The organism is Mycobacterium shinjukuense (genome assembly GCF_010730055.1).
In the GTDB taxonomy this organism is placed as follows: Bacteria; Actinomycetota; Actinomycetes; order Mycobacteriales; family Mycobacteriaceae; genus Mycobacterium; species Mycobacterium shinjukuense.
On sequence record NZ_AP022575.1, the window covers coordinates 4,075,034 to 4,093,543 of the forward strand.

Consider the following 18,510-nt stretch of genomic DNA (forward strand, 5'->3'; position numbering starts at 1 on the left):
CTTAGTCCTCGCCGAGAATGCCGTAGATCTCGCGGCGGGCATTGTTGATGATGTCGACGATGCGCTGTCGTTGCTCGGGGCTGGCGGTATGCGCCGACTGCACAATCGCACCCAACAGTTGGCGCGCGGCCGTCCGCAAGGTGAGGTGGCCTGGGTCGACGCCTTCGGCGATCTCGTCCCATGGTGGGGTTTCGATCTTCTCTGCAGCGGTGCGTCCTTCGGCGGTCAGCTCGAAAAGCTTCTTGCTGCCGTCGGTTTCGCTGGCGGTGATCAGGCCCTCGTCGTCGAGCAGCTGCAGCGTCGGGTACACCGAACCGGGGCTGGGCCGCCAGATTCCGTTGCTGCGTTCGGCGATCTGCTGGATCATCTCGTAACCGTGCATCGGCTTTTCGCTCAGCAGCACCAGAATTGCTGCCCGCACGTCACCGCGCCGTCCGCGGCCGCCCCGGAGCCAACCGCCACGCGGGCCCGCCGGGCCGAAGCCGAAACCGAAACCGAAGCCGGGACCAAAGCCCGGGCCGAAACCCAACGGAGAGTCGTGATCGGCGGCGTGGTCACGCAGGTGTTCGAAGAACTCGCGCCGGGCGTGGCGCCTGGCGCTGTGTAGGGCGCGTTGTGCGGGCCCGGCCACCAAGCCGAATCCGAAGCCTGGCCGGGCGCTGAACGGGCCGTTTGGAGGGGTGAATGGGGTGCTCATGTTCCGTGCTTCCTTCGGTATATCACTTTGCATCACGATATATCGAAAACTGCCGTGATGCAACGTTCCGGCGGTGTGCGACATCGTTGTGCCGGCGGGCGCTGTTGCTAGCCCACGCGTTCATGCTGGCGGTCGCCGTCGCGCGATAGCGGCTTAGCTCGGGGGCGCGAACCCGCCGCCGTTCGGTGCCTGCCGTGGCCAGGGAACAGGTTGTGCGGCTGGCGGATCGGCCTCGGGCCAGGGGATCGCCGGCTGTTGTGGCTGGTGCGACGGCCAGGCGGGCTGCCCGGGCGGCCACCCCGGGGCTTGCGGCCCCGCCGGCGGTGACCACGGCACCGGCGGGGGTCCTGTTGGCACCCAGGGAGCCGGCCCGGTGGCGCGCCAGGGCGCGGGCCCCATCGCGTGGGGCATCGCGGGGCCCATGGCAGGGCGGAGCCGGGCCAATTCGCGCCGGTGGCGCTCGGCGAGCACGGCGGCCAGCACCAGCTCCGGCGGAGCGCCGGGTGGCGGCGGCGGGGCGATGCGGGACACCACGTCACCGGCGATCCGGTAGGCCATCTGCTGGCGCAGCGTGGGATCGAGTTGTGTTGCCCGGGACAGGAATTGACGCGCGATCTCGGCGTGGCCCGCGGTGAGCCCGGACAGCTGCAGCGACGACGCCCACCACGCCAGCGACGGCGGCATCGCCGGCGGTGGCCCTAACCGCGGGCCGCGTTCGCTCACCACGACGGTGCCGGCAAAGATGTCGCCGACGCGTTTGGCCTTGGGCGACAACATGCTGCAGATCACGGCGGGGCTGCCCAGCAGCATCCAGATCTCCACGACCGACGCCAGCGCACGAAACAGCGCCTGCCGGAAGCGTTCCGGGCCGCCATCGTCGGAAACCACGCGCAGACCCATCACAATCTTGCCGATCGAGCGGCCCCGGGTCGCCGTTTCTATCGCCAACGGATAACCGACGAGCGCCAGCACCGTGAAGATGATCAGGAACGCGACGGTCCACGCTTCGTCGAACTCGGTTAGGGTGGCCGCCCACAACATCAGCCCGAGGATGTAGCCCACGAAAATCACGGTGATGTCGATCGCGGCGCTCACCGCCCGCACCGGCAGCTGGGCGATCTGCACATCGAGCACCACGGCGTCCCCGGTTACCACCTGCGACATACCAGGAACGCTACCGGCATTGCGGCAACTACCTGCTGCGCTCGGCTCCGCCGAACGTGCACTCATGGCGAGAAATCGGACGATTCTTCGCCATGAGTGCACGTTGGGCGCGCTTCGGTAGGCTGCGCAAGTGGACGTCGACGCGTTCTTGCTGACCCACCGAAGCACGTGGAACCGGCTCGACCAGCTGATCAAGAAACGCCGCTCGCTGACCGGCGCCGAGGTCGACGAACTCGTCGAGCTCTACCAGCGGGTGTCCACACATCTGTCGATGCTGCGGTCGGTGTCCGCGGACTCGGTGGTGATCGGTCGGCTCTCGAGCCTGGTCGCGCGCGCCCGGTCCGCGGTCACCGGCGCGCACGCCCCGCTGACCGGCACGTTCATCCGGTTCTGGACGGTGTCCTTCCCGGTGGTCGCCTACCGGACGTGGCGATGGTGGCTGGCGACGGCGGTGGCGTTCTTCGCCATCGCGGTGGTCATCGCTTGCTGGGTAGCCGGCAGTCCGGAGGTGCAGTCGGTCATCGGAACTCCAACTGACATCGACGAATTGGTCAACCACGACGTCCAGTCCTACTACAGCGAGCATCCCGCCGCGGCGTTCGCGCTACAGGTCTGGGTGAACAACTCGTGGGTGGCGGCCAAATGCATCGCCATGTCGGTCGTGTTGGGGCTGCCAATACCGCTGGTGCTGTTCGACAACGCCGCCAACCTGGGAGTGATCGCCGGCCTGATGTTCCAGGCCGGCAAGGGCGGGCTGCTGCTGGGCCTGCTCCTTCCGCACGGACTGCTGGAGCTGACGGCGGTGTTCCTCGCCGCCGCCATCGGGATGAGGCTGGGGTGGTCGGTGATCTCGCCCGGTGACCGGCCGCGCGGGCAGGTTCTTGCCGAGCAGGGCCGCGGCGTCATGTCGGTTGCCGTGGGGCTGGTGGGTGTGTTGGCGGTATCCGGGTTGATCGAAGCGGTGGTCACACCCGCACCGTTGCCGACATTTGTGCGGATCGGCATCGGCCTCGTCGCCGAGGCGGCGTTCTTGGCCTACATCATGCACTGTGGCCGCCGAGCCGCAAAAGCGGGGGAGACCGGGGATATCGAGGACGCGCCCGACGTCGTCCCCACCGGCTGAGGCGCGCACCTATCCCCGACCGTGAAATCCACGACGCGACACGCGCTTAGCCTCAAGTGATCGCTGCAACACCTGACCGAGAGGTGTTGGTGCTGCATGGGTTACCAGACGGGGTTTCGGGGTCCGGGGGATCGGGTGCCGGATGGGGTGCGGGAGAAGTTCTGGAAGGCGCTGCAATCGGGGCTATCACCGACGGCGGCGGCCACGGTGGCCGGGGTGGCGGGTTTGACGGGCCGGAAATGGGCCAAGGCCGCGGGGTATCAGACCAATCCGAAGCACTACGGCATCCGGTACTCGGCCGAGGTCAGGGATGCATTCTGGGAGGCGCTGCGCACGGGGGCGACGCCGACGCAGGCGGCGGTAATCGCCGGCGTGTCGGAGCACACCGCTCTGCGCTGGGTCGATCAGGCTGGATACGTGCCGAGAACACCTATTCCTGCTGGTGAAGAGCCCGACGCGGCGTCGCGGTCGATGTCGTTTGTCGAACGTTGCCGATTAGAGGAGCTACTCGTCGCGGGTATACGCAGGCTGGGGCCGCGCGACTGTTGGGACGGCATCCATCCACGATTGGTCGGGAGGTATGCCGGGGGGCGACGAGCTGTGGGTACCGTGCCCGCATCGCCCAGGACGCCGTTGACGCCAACCGCGCCCGCCCCAAGGCGCGCAAGCTGGAGTCCAGGCCGGCGCTGTTGGCCGAGGTTGTGCGACGCTTGCAGCAGCGGCACAGCCCCGAGCAGATCGCCGGGCGGCTGCGTGAGGACTTCCCCGACGATCCGGAGATGTGGGTGTCACACGAGACGATCTACCAGGCAATGTACGTCCAGCCCCGCGGGGAACTGGCCCGGCAGGTCAAGACCGCGCTGCGCACCGGAAGGACGCAACGAAAACCGCAGGGCCGCAAAGATATAGAAGACCGCAACCGGTTCAAGGCAGGCATGGTCAACATCAGTGAGCGACCCGCCGAGGCCGACGACCGGGCCATCCCAGGCCACTGGGAAGGCGACCTGATCATCGGCGCCAACAGCGGTTCGGCGATAGGGACCCTGGTGGAGCGCACCACCGGGTTCGTGATGCTGCTGCACTTACCCGGTGACCACACCGCCGCCACCGTCGCCGAGGCCATCACCGCAAAGATCCCCGACATCCCCGAAATCCTGCGCAGATCGTTGACCTGGGACCAAGGCGCCGAGATGGCGCTGCACACCAAGATCACCGAGGCCACCGGGCTGCCGATCTACTTCTGCGACCCACACAGCCCCTGGCAACGCGGCACCAACGAGAACACCAACGGCCTGCTTCGCCAGTACTTCCCCAAAGGCACCGACCTGTCCTTCCACGGACCCGGGATCCTCGACAACGTCGCCGCCGAACTCAACGCCCGACCCCGCAAACGTCTCGGCTGGCGCACCCCCGCCGAAGAACTCGACCGACTACTCTCAGACCCGTCCACTTTTGTTGCAGCGACCGCCTGAATCCAAGGCGCTGAGGCGTCGCCTGGTTCACACTCGCGACGCCGAAAGTCGGCGAAAGTCGCCGAAAGTCGCCGAAACCTAAAGTTGCCCTGTCGCTTTCATCGCCAGATAGCGGTCGGCGAGACCGGGCGCGATTTCGGTGGGCGGCGCGTCGACGACCTCCACCCCGCCCATCCGCAGTCGCGATGCGATCGCACGCCGGTCGTTGCGGGCGCGTTCGGCGGCCGCCGCGTCGTATACCGCCGCCGCGTCGGACCGTCCCGCGGCTAGCTGGTCGACACGGGGGTCGGCGACCGCGGCGACCAACACGTGGTGTTTGGCCGACAGCTGCGGCAGCACCGGCAACAGGCCCTCGTCGAGAGCGGTCGCGTTGAGGTCGGTCAACAGTACCACCAGCGAGCGCCGGCGGGTGCGCCGCAAAATGGTGGCAATCATTGCCTGCCAGTCGGATTCGAGCAGCGCCGGCTGCAACGGGGCCATCGCATCGACCAGTTGGGCCAGCAGTTCGGTGCGCGACGCGCCAAACACCGCGGCCCGGCTCACCCGGTCGTGGGCGAGGAAGTCGACGTGGTCACCGGCCCGCGACGCCAGGGCCGCCAGCAGCAGCGCGGCGTCCATGGACCAGTCCAGCCGGGGCCAACCCGCCGAATCGGCCGCCGTCGGGTCGACACCGACCCGGCCCGCCGCCATGCGTCCGGTGTCCAGCACGATGACCACCCGCCGGTCGCGTTCGGGCCGCCAGGTGCGGACCATGACGTCGGCGCGGCGTGCCGTCGCGCGCCAGTCGATCGAGCGGACATCATCGCCGACGACATACTCACGCAGCGAGTCGAATTCGGTGCCTTGCCCGCGGATCAGGGTGGGCAACAGCCCGTCGATCTCTCGCAGCTTGGCCAGCCGCGCCGGCAGATGTTTGCGCGACAAGAACGGCGGCAGCACCCGAACCTGACCGGGCACCGGCCGCGAACGCTGCCGCCCCGCCAACCCCAGCGGACCGATCGATCGGGTGGTGACCGCGGCCGCGCGCTGGTCGCCGCGGCGAACCGGTCGCAGCCGGGTGTCCATCCGCTGACGCTCCCCGGCGGCGAGGTTGAGCCCATGGGTGCGTGGCTGCGCGCGTGTGCTGGGCGGCCAGGCGTCGCGCAGCTGACCGCGGAACCGGCGGCGGCCGTCGTTGTGGATCAGCAACCGGACGTCGACGGGCTGACCGAGCCGCACCGAAGTGTCCGGCGAGCGGGTGAAGCGCAATCTGCGGGGGCTGGCCGCACATGCGACATCGACGGTCACCAGGACCGTCAGCGTCGCCAGCAGCATCACGAAAGCTCGTGCCGGCCAGGGAGACAGCGCGATCGGCAGCACGCAGATCAGCGCCAGTAAGCCGGTGCGTCCGGTTAGGATCACTAGCGGGGCACCGGAACCGAGGCCAGAATTCCGTCGAGCACGCCGTCGGGTGTGGCGCCTTCGAGTTCGGCTTCCGGGCGCAGCATCACCCGGTGGCGCAGCGCCGGGCGGGCCATGGCCTTTACGTCGTCGGGAGTGACGTAGTTACGTCCGGACAGCCATGCCCAGGACCGGGCGGTGGCCAGCACGGCGGTCGCCCCGCGTGGTGACACACCCAGCTGCAGCGCGGGTGAGGAGCGGGTGGCCGCGACGATGTCGACAATGTAGCCCAGCACCTCGTCGGCGACCAGCACCTGACGCACCGCGGCGCGACCGGCCGCCAGGTCGGCCGGCCCGGCCACCGGGCTGATCATGGACAGGTCGCGCGGGTCGAAGCCGTGCGCATGCCGACCGAGGATGGCGATCTCGGAGTCGCGCGCTGGCAGTGTCACGTTCAGTTTGAGCAGAAAGCGGTCCAGTTGGGCTTCGGGCAATTGGTATGTGCCCTCGTATTCGATCGGGTTCTGGGTCGCGGCCACGATGAACGGGTCGGGCAGCGGTTTGGGTTCGCCTTCCACGCTGACCTGACGCTCCTCCATCGCCTCCAGCAGCGCGGCCTGCGTCTTGGGTGGGGTCCGGTTGATCTCGTCGGCCAGCAACAGATTGGTGAACACCGGCCCCGGTCGGAAGACGAACGCGGCGGTGCGAGCGTCGAACACCAGTGACCCGGTGACGTCGCCGGGCATCAGATCCGGGGTGAACTGAACCCGTTTGAAATCCAGCCGCAATGCCGCCGCCAGCGCGCGGACCATCAGCGTCTTCGCCACTCCCGGAACACCTTCCAAGAGCACGTGGCCGCGACACAACAGCGCGATCACTAGGCCGCTGATGACCCCGTCCTGTCCGACGACGGCCTTGGCGATCTCGGTGCGCAGCGCCAGCAACGCGGCACGTGCCGAGTCTGCGGTCAGGGCCTGGGCGGGTGCGGGTTGTGTCACGAGTGGGTGACCTGCCTTTCGATGTCGTCGAGCACACGGGCAAGTTGTAGCAGGTCGTGGTCGGTGGCCGGGGGCGGGCCGAACAGGTGGTAGCGGACGAACTCCGGATCGGCGCCGCTGCGGTGCGCGATCGTGGTCACCGCCGCCGGCACCGACGCGCCCGCGCCCATGCCGAGCCGGGGCAGCAGCCGCTGCAGTGTCGCGGTGCGCAACGCGTCCGCGGCGCGATCGCGGGCGCGGCGGGACCGGTACAGCCGGCCGCGGCCCTCGACGGTCTCCGACGCGCGGACCACGACGGGCAGCTCCTCGGCCACCAGCGGACCAAGCCGCCGTCCTTTCCACAGCGCGACCAGGATCACCACCAGCCACAGTTGCCAGACAATCCAGCTCACGTTATCCGGAATCAGTTCGAAAACCGATGTCGGAGAGGATGTTTCACCCCGGAAGCGCTGCGGGGCGTACCAGATGACGCGGGGCCGGTCGCCGGCGAGGTTCATCGCCAGCGCGGCGTTGCCGGCCTCCAACAGGCCCCCGTTGGTCATGAAGTGGGTGTTGCCGACCACGGTGACCGTTCGACCCCCGTGGCCACCCGAGCCGCGGAAGCGCACCAACACCCCGTCGTAGCAACTGGTTAGCACGAGATCTCCCTTGGGCTGGTAGGCGTCGCTCACCCCGAAATGTGCCGAACCGGCCCGATTAGCTTCCCGCAGGGCGCAATTCGGCTCAGGTACGAAGGTCTGGGCGGCGGCGACGCGCAGGCCCGGCGCCAGTGCCGCGCGGGCGCGCGACGTGGGTTCCACCAGCAGCAGGTCACCGGGGGCCGCCGCCAGCCGATCCAGCGCGTTGTCGGTTAGGTAGTGCGTCTGTGCCACCAGCAGCAGCGTGTCCGGGCGTGCCGCGCGATCGACGTCGGCGATGGTGTTGGCCACCACAACCTCGACGCCGTGCTCGCGCAGCAGGGTCACCAGCGCGCGGGCACCCGATGGGTTGGTGGCTTCGGGGTCCATGGTGCCGCCGGGCCGTGGTGCCGTCAGGTAGCTGCCGATGGCGGCGACGATGCTGATGGCGGCCAGTGCGACCAGCACGGCCAGCCACGGCCGTCGTCGTCGCACCGGGCTCGGTGTGGGTGCGGTGGTCATCGGACCAGCGCCCACGAGTCGGCTGCGGCCGGCTGCTGCACCGCCGATGGCACAACCGGCGAGCGTGTCCGCAGGTGGTCGTCGAGGTCGACGATCATCTGGTAGCCGGCCTGGGTTCCGGGTCGCTCGCCGTAGGTGACGTCGTTGAAGGCCGTCGCCGCCCGAATCAATTCCCCGGCCAGGTGCGGCAATATCGCGCCCGCGTCGGCTGCCAACTCGTTGGCGGTGCGGCCGGGTGCCGGGTTGAGCAACCCGGACTCCTCCAGTTCACGGGCCACGGCGCGCAGTCGGTGCCGGATCGCTGCAGCCCAATTGCCTTGGGCGGCAAAGCTTTCAGCCGTTGCTCTGTGCTGCGCCGGGGTGAGTTGGCCGGCGTCGAAAAGTTGGTAGTCGCCGCCGCGGTGGGTGCGCATGGTGCGGCGCGCGATGTGGATGGCCACGGCCACGGCGATCCCCAGCAGGATGAGCAGCACGGCGATGGTGAACCAACCACCCGATATCGTGGAGCCCTTCTGCAACAGCCGCCACACCAGCTCGTCGAGCCAGTCGGTGAACTGGTCCCAGCGGGACTGTTTGGGGTAGATAGGTTTGCTGAGTTCGCGTTGTGCGGCCTGGTGTGCGGCATCGCGGTCGATGTCGATAGAGGGCACCGTCAACAGTCCTTATACCGGCCGCGTCAGCCAGAGGTTGTCGGTCGACGCCGGCGCTGCCGGTCCGCTCGCGGCGCCGGTTTGCAGCACCAGGTCGAAGGCCTCGGCGCGGATGCGGCGATCGGTGTACAACAGCACGACAACCCCGGCGTTGAACGGTTCGGTGATGATCTGGCTGATCGCCCCGCCGATGGCCGCCAACGTGGTGCCGACGAGCAGCATCGTGGTGGTTGCCGCCGCAGCCAACGTGATCTGGGCGACGATGGTGAATGGCGCCGCGATCGCATTGCCCACCAGGCCGACCACCAGGGCCGCCAGCAGCCGGATGCCCAGCACTCGCCAGAAGCTGTGGCGGATCAGCGCAAAGGATCTGGTGATCGCGTCGACGACCGGCAACCTTTCCAGCACGATAAGCACGGGAGCGAACAACAGCGCGGTGTACAGATAGGCCACCACCGCCATCACCGTCAGCGCCATCGGGAAGCCTAGGAGGACCGCCGCCGCACCGTTGGCGGCCACCGCGACCGCTACCAGGATCACCACCACCAGCCCGGCCAGCGCCACCAACCCGGCGGCTTCCAGCAACGCCAGCCCGAGCAGCGCCAGCAGGCGCCCGCGGATCTTGGCCCACGCCTCGCCGATGGTGATCGGCGACCCGAAAACCGCCCGCCCGACGACCACGGTGAGCATGCCGCTGAGCAGCATTCCGCCCAGCCAACTGACCAGAAAACCCGTGCCCACCGATGCCAGCAACGTGCCCAGGACGCCCAACGTCGGCTCCGTCGCATCGGTTTCGAGCGGGTTGGCCGCGGCCAACGGACCGATGGCGGCCAGCAACATGATCACCTGCATCACGACCACGACGATCGCTGTCAATCCCAGCGTCGCCCTCGGGTTGGCCCGGATGTACCCGACGGCGCCGTTGAAGATGTCGCTCAGGCTCAACGGGCGCAGGGGGATGATCCCGGGCTTGACCGCACCATAACCCAGTGGCGGGCCGTAGCCGGATGGCAGGCCGTAGCCGGGCGGCGCACCATAGCCCAGCGGCGCGCCGTTGCCGGGCGGCGCACCATAACCAGGCGGCGGCGGCGCACCATAACCGGGCGGCGGGGCCCCAGTTGCTGGCGGCGCGCCATACCCCAGCGGGGGATAGCCGGCCGGCACGTACCCCGAAGAACCCGGCGGTCCGACCGGAGAACCAGGCGGCAGCGTGCTCACCGAGGGCAGCCGCTGTCGTGGTGTGTCATGGCCTCCATCCTGTCGGCGGTGGGTGCATTTCTCAATGTAGGGCCGGCGGCGCGTAGCGTCTGCGTTATGTTGCGTCCTGAAAGTTGGACTGGACTAGCGGGTGGAAGTCCCGTCCCGGTAGGCACCCGAGCGCCGGGTAGCAGGCCCCGGTTCGTCGTGGAGACGCGGCGGGCTGAGCGGGGTGTCAAGAGCCTCTTCGAGGGAGCAAGTGTGTGAGCCGTAGAGTCACCCGACACGAGTCCTGCAGCCTCGTCAATGGACAACGGAGGAGCCGAGCCGCTGATGTCACGGCGAAGGGCTATGTCCGTCGAGCCCTGGGCCGGGGTCAGCTCGTCGGGTCCTGCCGGGGTACGGGGAGCGGCACGTGCACACAGTCTGGTCGCCAACAGGAGAGGCCCGTCTGCCCCGCCTGCGGCGGGCAAGACCAGGGGTATAAGCCGATGGTGAAAGCGTTTGTCCGTTTTGGGTCGGCCCGGCACATTCTTGACCTCGCGGGCATTGACCAGCTGCACCGACAGTCCCGCGGCCTCCAGCAGGTAGTACCAAATCCGCCAGTAATCCGAGGTGGACTCCACGGTGACCTTCTGAACACACTGCCCGATCAACTGCTCGCCCAGCTCGGTAGTTGCACCGGTGCGCGCGGGCACGTCCCAGACCTTGCTAAGCCGGCGACCAGACTTGCCAGGCAGCCGCACGCACACCTTGCCCGACGCCTTGGCCACATCGACCGCGGCGACCCGCTCGATCACCAGCTCACGCTCGGCATCGGGAATCACTTCCGGCGCGGACTTATGCACCAACGCCGGCTTCCGTCGTACTCTATGACTCACTTCGCTTGCCCTCCAACCGAATCCATACCAATTCATCAGGTGGACCGCCCGGGGGCCTCGGTCAAGAGAACCGAAATTCTGACCGGCGTGCTCGAAGCAACAGTACGTGACCCTTCCAGGTCGGGCCCCGGCGCCAAGCTGACTAACGGGCTACACGGCCCAAGGAAGCGTCGACGTCGGCGGGCGACCCGACCCCATTTTCACGCCTACGAGGCGTCACCCAGAGGGATAGGGAGCTGACTACCAATGGCGGAACTCAAGTCCCGGCTCCGGTCGGACCTCACCGAGGCGATGAAGGCGCAGGACAAGCTGCGGACGGCGACCCTGCGCCTGCTGTTGGCCGCGATCCAAACCGAGGAGGTCTCGGGCAAGCAGGTCCGAGAGCTCTCCGATGACGAGGTGCTCAAGGTGCTTGCCAGGGAAGCCCGCAAGCGGGGCGAGGCGGCCGAGATCTATACCCAAAACGGCCGCGGTGAGCTCGCCGCCAACGAGCATGCCGAGGCGCGGATCATCGATGAATACCTGCCGACACCGCTCACCGAGGCAGAGTTGGCCGACGTCGCGGATACCGCCATTGCGCAAGTGGCCGAGCAGATCGGGCAGCGGCCCAGCATGAAGCAGCTGGGATTGGTCATGAGGGTGGCCACGGCGATCGCCGAAGGGAAGGCCGACGGGGCGCGCTTGTCGGCGGCGGTGAAAGAACGGCTATAGCCGAAAGCTGACCTCGACGGTGGTTCCCTGCGCGCTGGTTTCGAGTTCCACGGTGTCGCTGATGGCCTTGATCAGCTGGAGGCCACGCCGGCCGGGACCGGGATCGGATGCCGGTGGTTTCCAGGAACCGGTGTCGGTGATCCGCGCGCGGACCTCGCCCCCGTCGACCGTCACCTCGAGCAGCATCGTTCCGACGTCATGTCCGCGATACGCGTGTTCGACGCTGTTGGTGCACGCCTCGTTGACCACGAGCACGATGTCGCTGGTCTGTGCATCCGAGACGGCGGCGGCCCGCAGCCAGCCGGCCAGCCGATGCCGGATGCCGGCCAATTGATCTGCGGTAGCACCGGTTTCGATGCGCAGCGGCGCGAGCTGGTGGCGGTACACCACCATCGCGACGTCGTCGTCGTATCCACCCGCCGGGGCCAACCGGTCGAGCACCGCATCGGCGACGTCATCGATCGGCAGGTTCATCGTGTCCATCAAGACGTCGGCGACGCGGGCGAGTCCTTCGTCGATCGACTCATACCTGCGCTCGACCAACCCGTCGGTGAACAACATCAGCGTCGAGCCCGGTGGCAATGCCTGCGCTGCCTGCGGGCGAATCTCGTTTCGTCGCAACGCCAGCGGCACGGAGCGGGCCTCGGTCAGAAACGTCGTTTCGGACCCGGAGCCGGCTCCGACGAGCACGGCGGGCATGTGGCCGGCGTTGCTGTACTCCAGGATTCCGGATTCGGTGTCCAGAATCGCCAACAGCACCGTGGTGCAGTACGCATCGGGAATGAGCGAGGCCGCCGCGTCGAGTTGCTCCAGCAACAACCCGGGTCTGGCGCCGGTGAGCAACAGCGCGCGTGCCGAGCTGCGCAGCTGGCCCATGATCGCGGCGGCCGGCAGCCCTCGGCCCACACAGTCGCCGACCACGATGCCGATGCGGTGCTCGTCGATCGAGAGCAGGTCGTACCAGTCGCCGCCGATCTCCAGCGGCGCGACCGCCGGTTCGTAGCGGACGGCAAAACCCGGTGGCGGCTGCACCGGCGGCAGCATTGCTCGCTGCAGCGTCAGCGACGTTTCGCGCGCGCTCTCGAATTGGCGGACATGCTGGATGGCCAGGCTGAGGTGGCCGATGAGCACCGTGACCAGCAGCCGATCCTCGGCGGGCACCGAGCGCGGCACCCGCAGCTCCAACCACAACGCCACGTCCGCCGACCCGGACAGCACCGCGACCAGTCCCCGGGCCTTCCCCGGAGCGTCCGGCCACTCGACCGGCCGCGCGGTCAGCGGTAACTGCTGGCGCGCATCCGTAAATGTTTGGCGCAGTAGCGGATTCATTGTTCGCCAGCTTGATTCGGACGGCTTGCCCGCCGCCAGTACGGCCGGTTCGCCGTCGGCCGGCGGCCAGATGACCGCCACCACGCGCTGCACGTCGACCGCGGTGCGGCACTCGTCAAGGGTGATGGACAGCACCTCGGCCACGCTGGTGGCCAAACCCACCGCGGTGGCCAGCCGCAGCATCGCGCTTTCCCGGACGGCGAAGGCCCGTTCCGCGGTGATGTCTCGAACCGTTCCGACGTACACATCACGGTCCGCGCCCGGTTCTCGAACCGCGTTGATACTCACCGTCACCCACGCCAGGTGGCCGTCGCCGTGCCGGATCGGCGTCTCGTACTGGGCGCCGCCATCCCGCCGGACCCGCTCTTGTTGTTGAGCGGCGCCCTGCGCGTCGACCAGCCAGGGGTGCGGCCACCGGTACGGCAAACCCTCGGGTGGGTAGCCGAGGATCTCGGCGAAGGCGTTGTTCATCTCGATCACGGCGCCCTCGTGATCGGCGACGAAGAACCCCTCTTGCAGCGAATTCACCAGGGCGGTACGGAATCTGTCGCGATGCGCGAGCCCCTCGGCCCGGGCCCGCTGTTCTTCGTAACGCCTGGTGCCATCGAGAAATCCGCGAGTGGCGATGTCCAGCGCCGCGAGTGTCTGCAGCAGGAATTCCAGTGCTGCCGACCGGTCGGCGTCGGAGTCCGCCGAGCGCTCGTCGAGCAGCCGGAAATGGTTCTCGATGATGTCGAGCATGCTGACCTGGTCCCGCAGCGCCCGGCGTCCGAGCTCATGCCCGACGGCCAGACTGTGCTCGGCGCGAGTGTCCAAGTACGTGCGCAGCGCGGCGACGTACTGGGTGTGGAAGTCGTCGGTGTCGGTCATGTCGAGATGCCCCGGTGACGCGCGGCCAGCACGACGGCGTCATCGGTGTCCTTGGCGTGTTTGGCCAGTATCTGGTCAGCGATTGTCGGTGCGGAAGCGGCGAAGTCGATGTGCTCCAGGTGGTCGTCGGCGATGCCGTCGCTGGCGATGACGAGCAGGTCGCCGGCGCGAATGGGTACCACCTTTGCGGGCGTGATGTCTGGAATCCGGTAGCCGACGATGCCGCCGGCCAGGTGCACGCTGGACCGGACCGACACACCGCCGACGGCCTTGGCTACCAGGCTGGCGGTGACGTTTCCCACCCCCGTCCAGCTCAGCCTGCCGGTCGTGAACTCGATCCGTGCCAAGGTCATCGCGACCCCCCGGGTGCCGGTCAACACCCGGTGGCACAGCTGAACCAGCACCTCAAGCCGCTCCCCCCGGTTGCTCGTGAGCACGTCGACCGTCGTGATTGCCGCGGTGGCCGCGGCCGGACCGTGACCGAGGCCATCCATCACGCCGAATAACGCGGCGTCGTCGTCGATTTGGACGGCGAGCGGCTGATCGCCGCAGACCCGCTCGCCGGGCCGGGGACGACCCGCCAGTGCCCACTCGATGGGCCCGAACCGGCCACTATCCCGCACCAGTCGGCACCCATTTCCACATCTCGACGACCGTTCCGCGGCCCAACGCCGATTCCACCATCACCCGGTCCATCAGGCGGCGGGCGCCCGGCAAGCCCATGCCCAGTCCGCGGCCGGTGGAGTATCCGTCTTCCATCGCGCGCTCGATGTCGGCGATGCCGGGACCGTCGTCCTCGGCGCGTACCACCAAAGCCCGGCGGCCCTCACGGTCAGCGACCAGGACGCGGACCTCGCCGCGGCCGGCGTAGCTGGTGATGTTACGGGCGATTTCGGAGATCGCGGTGGCGATCATGGTGACATCGGTCAGCGAGAACCCGAGCTCAAGGGCGAGCTGATGCCCGGCCTTGCGGGCGGCGACGATGTCGTCGGGGTCGCTGATATCGACCACGATGTCATCCTCCACCGCGGCGCCCGATCGTCGTTTTCCTTGCCCCGCGACCCAGCCCCAGCTTCTTGTTCAGCAGCGCAATGCCTTCTTCCAGGTCCAGCGCGGTGTTCATGTCGTCGAAGGCCAGGCCCAGCTGGACCATCGCGAAAGCCACCTCGGGCTGCAGGCCAACGATCACGGTGTGGGCGCCGCGTAGCCGGGTCATGTGCGCGATCGTCCGCAGCGACCGGGCCGCGAACGAGTCCATCACGTCGATGGCGGTGACGTCGACGACGATCCCTTGTGCGCGGAACTGGCTGACCCGCTGCATGAGGTCGTCGCGCAGCCGCTCGGTGTCGGAGTCGGTGAGGGCGGACTGGACGGTGGCGATCAGAATCGCGCCCTGTTTCAAGATCGGTACTGGCATGTGCCACTCGCAGGAGGAATGCGTGCCGGCTTACCGACGGTTCACTCGCCGGTGCGGGTGACTTGGTAGCCCAGCAGACGCTCGGCCTCCTCGATACCGCCCTGCAGATCCCCGACGGCATTCATCTTCGATAGGTCCAATCCGATGGTCACCAGCGTGAGCGCGATCTCCGAGGACAGGCCGGTGATGATCACGCTCGCACCCATCAACCCAGAGGCGTCGACCGCCTGGACCAGGTGGTTGGCCACCGTGGAGTCGATGGTGGGCACCCCGGTGATGTCGATGACCACCACCTTCGCCCGGTTGGCCCGAATGGCCCGCAGCAGCTGCTCGGTGACCTGCCGGGCACGCTGACTGTCGAGCACCCCGATGATCGGCAGAATCAGCAGTTGATCGCGCACCTGCAGCACCGGCGTGGACAGCTCCCGGATCGCCTCCTGTTGCTGGCGGATGATGCGTTCGCGCTCCTGCACGAAGCTCACGGCCACGGTGTTGGCGATGCGGTTGGCCGCCGGTTCGTAGGCATCCAGAACGCGGTTGAGCATCTCGAAGTCGGCCTGATACTTCTCGAACAGCGAGCGCGCCAACACGTCGCGCAGCAGCAGGACGATGCCGACCACCTCGTCGGTCTCCACACCCCGCGGAATAATGCGTTCGGAAAGGTCGCGCGCATAGTCCTGCAGGGCCTCGACGCTGCCGGTCTCGAGCACCTCGACGTAGTTGTCGTACACGGCGGTCGCCTCGGCGAAGATCTCCTCGGGCGTCATCGCGGTAAGAAGTTCGGCCTCGGTGATCCTGCGCGCCCACTTCTCGCGCAACGCGCTTCGATTCCGGCGCAGATGCTGGACCAGCTGCGGCAACAAACCTTCACTGGAAACGCTCACGGCGTGCGCGGTGGCCGTGGCGCTGGTGAAGTCCGACGGCGAATCTGACATGTCCCCTCCAAGGCCTCCCAAGTGCGCGGCGCGCTGCGCAGACAGGTGCTATGGCGAGAGTAGCCCGGGCAGCGGCCTGCGACGTTTTAAGGTCGTGTTCTTTTCGCAGTTCGCACCGCGGGTTAGGCTGGCAGCACACCCGAGGCCCGGACAAAGGATCGCCCGTGTCAGCTCCTGATTCGATCACCGCGACGGTTGCCGACCATGACGGGATCGCTGTCCTGAGCATCGGCGGCGACATTGACCTGGTTACCGCTCCTGCCCTGGAACAGGCCATCGAGGCAGCGATTGCGGACAACCCGACAGCGCTGGTTATCGACCTGTCCGGGGTGGATTTCCTCGGCTCGGTGGGGCTGAAGATCCTGGCGGCCACCTACGAAAAGCTCGGCAATTCCGCCCAGTTCGGGGTGGTCGCCCACGGTCCGGCGACCAGACGACCGATCCACCTGACCGGCCTGGACAGGACGTTTCCGCTGTACCCGACACTGGACGACGCGTTGAGCGGCGTGCGCGAGGGCTGGCTCAACCGCTGAAGCCCGGTCGGGTTCTCGGTGTCCCCATCGTCGCGACGAGCTCCAATCCAATGCGACCGCAGGCATTTTCGGTGCGGCTCGCAGCCCGGCTCCCGCTCGTCAGTGCTTGAGGGTGGTATGTGGGCTCTGGCCGTAGGTTTCGCGGTATAGCACGGCAAATCGACCGGGGTGGCCGAAGCCCCAACGACGCGCGATTTCGGTGACGGTCGCCGATGAGTCGCTGCGCAGCAAGTCTTGATGAGCGCGGTGCAGCCGAACACGCCGCAGGTACTCCGTGGGTGTGGTGTCGAGATGTTGGCGGAACAGGTATTGCACCGCCCGGGGTGTCAGACGTACCGCCGCCGCAACGTCGTTGATGCCGATGTCGTGGCAGGCGTGGCGCTGGATGAAGGAAACCGCGCCCTTGAATGCCCGCGGTAGCGCGCGGTCGGCTTGCAGATCCTGCGCCGCGGTGACGTTGGACGGGAATGACTCCAGCAGCGCGGCGGCCAGCAATTGAGCGCCGGCGTCGATGATCAACGGGCGCTGCGCGGTGTCGGCGCAGGCGAAGGTCGCGACCACGTAATCCAGCGCGCGCTGCCAGGAGTCCAGCGCCGCGCGCGAGCGCGGGTGTCGACCGAGGAACTGAATCTGCATTGGCACTGGCGCGTCGTGCTCGCCGGCAACCTTGCGCAGCATCTTTGTCGCGATGCTCACCACAGCGAATCGAGCGGTTTTCGCGTGCAACAGGCAGGGCACGCCGTCACCGGCGACGGTGGGAGCATCCATGGGTGTCTCGGGTTCGCCCCCGGCTTCGACCGTCAACGACCCCGCGCGAGGGTGAATCACGATGACCGCGTCGACGGCCCGGATGTCGCAGCTGAACTCGCCTTCAATCAGCACCTCGTCGACCGTGATCATCGCGGTTTGGTAGCGCCGGTGGGTGATCGCCGAGCCGGTCGCCAACCGACCGATCTGCCAGCCCGGGGTGTAGGCGCGTTCGAAGAATCGCTTGGCGGTGTCGGGGTCGTCGGTGTGGAACCGTTCGTGCCGAAGTGCGGGTTGGCCGTGACCGTCTCGGCGGCGCTTGGCCAGCCGGGCGGCCGGAATCACATTGCCGGCCGGGCCGGCGGAGCCGGATCTGCTGTCGTTGGGCAGGCTGCTGGTCGCAGTCGTAGTGGACATACCGGACCTCGACATGTCGTTCGTCAACATCTGCGAAACACCGATCCCATCGTCACCGGCGGTGCGTGTGGCACGTGCCTAGGCCCGTGAGCTCAGCGCTCGGCTGTGTGTAATTGTCGCACGCGAAAGCACCGCCGGTGTCGATCGCCATCCGCACTGTGCTGCCTCCATCGCAGAATTCTGCCTTGTCCAGCCCTACCCGGTGCGAGTTCATTGAAACTCAGCAGGTGCTGTGCATCTTCCGGGTATTTCGGTTGTCCGGCAATTCCATTGGTGTACCGCGAGCGCGCATCCCGACGTAACCTCCGCCGTCGAGCCGGCCGCCCGCCAGCGCGATTTGACGATGCAGAAATAGTATCTATCGGATATTATAGTCCGAATGTACCGTCTTGGCGGCGCTTGGCGGCCATCCCGATCGTCGGCACTGATCTTGATTGTTGGCACTGGGAGTGACCATGATCACCGGAAGTGACACGATCGCTCCCGACCCTGCGGCGCAGCCCACGGCCAGCGAGCACGGCTTCCGTGTCCCCGGCGTGGTGGCGGCCGCCACCTGGGCCTTGGGCTTGGCTGCGGGCCTGATCGCGTTGGCAACCGGACACACCGCCGTGGCCATCGGCGCACTGAGTGGGGCCATCATGTCGCCCTGGATTGGGCTGGCCTGGATGTCACACGGCCAACGCCAGGTTGTCGACTCCGAGCCGGCTCCGATCGCTGCCCGTTGCGAGGTATCCCTCGCGACCGACTGGCGACTCCTGCGCCCCACCTCGCGGTAGGGCGGCCCGGGTTCGCCGCTGGTCGCCGACGCGTCCCGCGATTCTTTCCGGGTTGTTCGGTGTGGCCGGCGCCC

The 18,510-nt window shown here is 67.7% G+C and carries 18 protein-coding genes and 2 pseudogenes; 6 read left to right on the forward strand and 14 right to left on the reverse strand.

The features are described 5' to 3' along the window. Nucleotide 1 precedes the first annotated feature (1 nt). Together G6N20_RS18405 and G6N20_RS18410 are read right to left on the reverse strand one after the other, a co-directional pair. Entirely contained in the window at nucleotides 2-697 is a 696-nt protein-coding gene (locus tag G6N20_RS18405; protein WP_083052104.1) for a PadR family transcriptional regulator, read from the reverse strand. 153 nt (nucleotides 698-850) lie between these two features. Further along, on the reverse strand, nucleotides 851-1,861 hold the full coding sequence (locus G6N20_RS18410) for an RDD family protein (protein WP_083052107.1): 1,011 nt from the start codon (nucleotides 1,859-1,861) through the stop codon (nucleotides 851-853). A gap of 130 nt (nucleotides 1,862-1,991) precedes the next feature. On the opposite strand from G6N20_RS18410, the gene G6N20_RS18415 reads away from it, so the two are divergent. From G6N20_RS18415 to G6N20_RS21525, 3 genes and pseudogenes are all read left to right on the forward strand, one after another. Further along, nucleotides 1,992-2,984 carry a stage II sporulation protein M gene (locus G6N20_RS18415; RefSeq protein ID WP_083052110.1) on the forward strand — a complete coding sequence of 331 codons (993 nt, stop codon included), beginning with the start codon at nucleotides 1,992-1,994 and terminating at the stop codon, nucleotides 2,982-2,984. 83 nt (nucleotides 2,985-3,067) lie between these two features. Continuing rightward, a pseudogene (locus G6N20_RS21520) lies at nucleotides 3,068-3,181 on the forward strand (hypothetical protein); the annotation flags it as partial. Between the two features lie 348 nt (nucleotides 3,182-3,529). Then, a complete protein-coding gene (locus G6N20_RS21525) occupies nucleotides 3,530-4,456 on the forward strand; it encodes an IS30 family transposase (RefSeq protein WP_408632551.1) in 927 nt (308 codons plus the stop codon). A gap of 78 nt (nucleotides 4,457-4,534) precedes the next feature. Here G6N20_RS21525 and G6N20_RS18425 read toward each other — a convergent pair whose 3' ends face one another. The 6 genes and pseudogenes from G6N20_RS18425 to G6N20_RS22470 all read right to left on the reverse strand — a co-directional run. After that, entirely contained in the window at nucleotides 4,535-5,857 is a 1,323-nt protein-coding gene (locus tag G6N20_RS18425; RefSeq protein ID WP_083048384.1) for a DUF58 domain-containing protein, read from the reverse strand. Then, nucleotides 5,857-6,834, reverse strand: a complete 978-nt coding sequence (locus G6N20_RS18430) for an AAA family ATPase (protein WP_083048381.1) — start codon at nucleotides 6,832-6,834, stop codon at nucleotides 5,857-5,859. The genes G6N20_RS18425 and G6N20_RS18430 overlap by 1 nt, the downstream gene beginning before the upstream one ends. Then, nucleotides 6,831-7,973: a DUF4350 domain-containing protein gene (locus G6N20_RS18435; protein ID WP_083048378.1), complete on the reverse strand. Its 1,143-nt coding sequence runs from the start codon at nucleotides 7,971-7,973 to the stop codon at nucleotides 6,831-6,833. Before G6N20_RS18435 ends, G6N20_RS18430 begins: the two co-directional genes overlap by 4 nt. Continuing rightward, nucleotides 7,970-8,623 (reverse strand): DUF4129 domain-containing protein, encoded by a 654-nt coding sequence (locus tag G6N20_RS18440; RefSeq protein WP_083048396.1) that lies wholly within the window; start codon nucleotides 8,621-8,623, stop codon nucleotides 7,970-7,972. The genes G6N20_RS18435 and G6N20_RS18440 overlap by 4 nt, the downstream gene beginning before the upstream one ends. Nucleotides 8,624-8,635: 12 nt before the next feature. Further along, entirely contained in the window at nucleotides 8,636-9,850 is a 1,215-nt protein-coding gene (locus G6N20_RS18445) for a hypothetical protein (protein ID WP_232065544.1), read from the reverse strand. A 473-nt stretch (nucleotides 9,851-10,323) separates the two neighbouring features. Next, nucleotides 10,324-10,668, reverse strand: a pseudogene (locus tag G6N20_RS22470) (IS110 family transposase); the annotation flags it as partial. A 279-nt stretch (nucleotides 10,669-10,947) separates the two neighbouring features. On the opposite strand from G6N20_RS22470, the gene G6N20_RS18450 reads away from it, so the two are divergent. Then, nucleotides 10,948-11,412: a GatB/YqeY domain-containing protein gene (locus tag G6N20_RS18450; RefSeq protein WP_083048374.1), complete on the forward strand. Its 465-nt coding sequence runs from the start codon at nucleotides 10,948-10,950 to the stop codon at nucleotides 11,410-11,412. Here the strand turns inward: G6N20_RS18450 and G6N20_RS18455 are convergent. From G6N20_RS18455 to G6N20_RS18475, 5 genes are read right to left on the reverse strand one after another with little or no spacing between them, the layout of a single operon-like run. Further along, nucleotides 11,407-13,611, reverse strand: coding sequence for a SpoIIE family protein phosphatase (locus G6N20_RS18455; protein WP_083048372.1), 2,205 nt, complete (start codon nucleotides 13,609-13,611; stop codon nucleotides 11,407-11,409). The two genes, G6N20_RS18450 and G6N20_RS18455, sit on opposite strands and share 6 nt — an antisense overlap. Beyond that, nucleotides 13,608-14,234, reverse strand: coding sequence for a SpoIIE family protein phosphatase (locus tag G6N20_RS18460; protein WP_083048370.1), 627 nt, complete (start codon nucleotides 14,232-14,234; stop codon nucleotides 13,608-13,610). Before G6N20_RS18460 ends, G6N20_RS18455 begins: the two co-directional genes overlap by 4 nt. Continuing rightward, nucleotides 14,224-14,637 carry an anti-sigma regulatory factor gene (locus G6N20_RS18465; RefSeq protein ID WP_142272031.1) on the reverse strand — a complete coding sequence of 138 codons (414 nt, stop codon included), beginning with the start codon at nucleotides 14,635-14,637 and terminating at the stop codon, nucleotides 14,224-14,226. Before G6N20_RS18465 ends, G6N20_RS18460 begins: the two co-directional genes overlap by 11 nt. Next, nucleotides 14,627-15,028, reverse strand: coding sequence for an STAS domain-containing protein (locus tag G6N20_RS18470; protein ID WP_083048368.1), 402 nt, complete (start codon nucleotides 15,026-15,028; stop codon nucleotides 14,627-14,629). Before G6N20_RS18470 ends, G6N20_RS18465 begins: the two co-directional genes overlap by 11 nt. A gap of 41 nt (nucleotides 15,029-15,069) precedes the next feature. Beyond that, nucleotides 15,070-15,963: an STAS domain-containing protein gene (locus tag G6N20_RS18475; RefSeq protein ID WP_083048366.1), complete on the reverse strand. Its 894-nt coding sequence runs from the start codon at nucleotides 15,961-15,963 to the stop codon at nucleotides 15,070-15,072. Nucleotides 15,964-16,127: 164 nt separating this feature from the next. Here G6N20_RS18475 and G6N20_RS18480 point away from each other — a divergent pair, with 164 nt between their 5' ends. After that, nucleotides 16,128-16,496 carry an STAS domain-containing protein gene (locus G6N20_RS18480; RefSeq protein WP_232065375.1) on the forward strand — a complete coding sequence of 123 codons (369 nt, stop codon included), beginning with the start codon at nucleotides 16,128-16,130 and terminating at the stop codon, nucleotides 16,494-16,496. Between the two features lie 99 nt (nucleotides 16,497-16,595). Here the strand turns inward: G6N20_RS18480 and G6N20_RS18485 are convergent, their stop codons facing one another. Then, the gene (locus G6N20_RS18485; RefSeq protein ID WP_083048363.1) at nucleotides 16,596-17,660 is read right to left on the reverse strand and encodes a helix-turn-helix transcriptional regulator; all 1,065 of its coding nucleotides are present in this window, start codon (nucleotides 17,658-17,660) and stop codon (nucleotides 16,596-16,598) included. 455 nt (nucleotides 17,661-18,115) lie between these two features. Between G6N20_RS18485 and G6N20_RS18490 the strand changes: the two genes are divergently transcribed. Further along, nucleotides 18,116-18,436 carry a hypothetical protein gene (locus tag G6N20_RS18490; protein WP_142272030.1) on the forward strand — a complete coding sequence of 107 codons (321 nt, stop codon included), beginning with the start codon at nucleotides 18,116-18,118 and terminating at the stop codon, nucleotides 18,434-18,436. The last annotated feature ends 74 nt before the right edge of the window (nucleotides 18,437-18,510 follow it).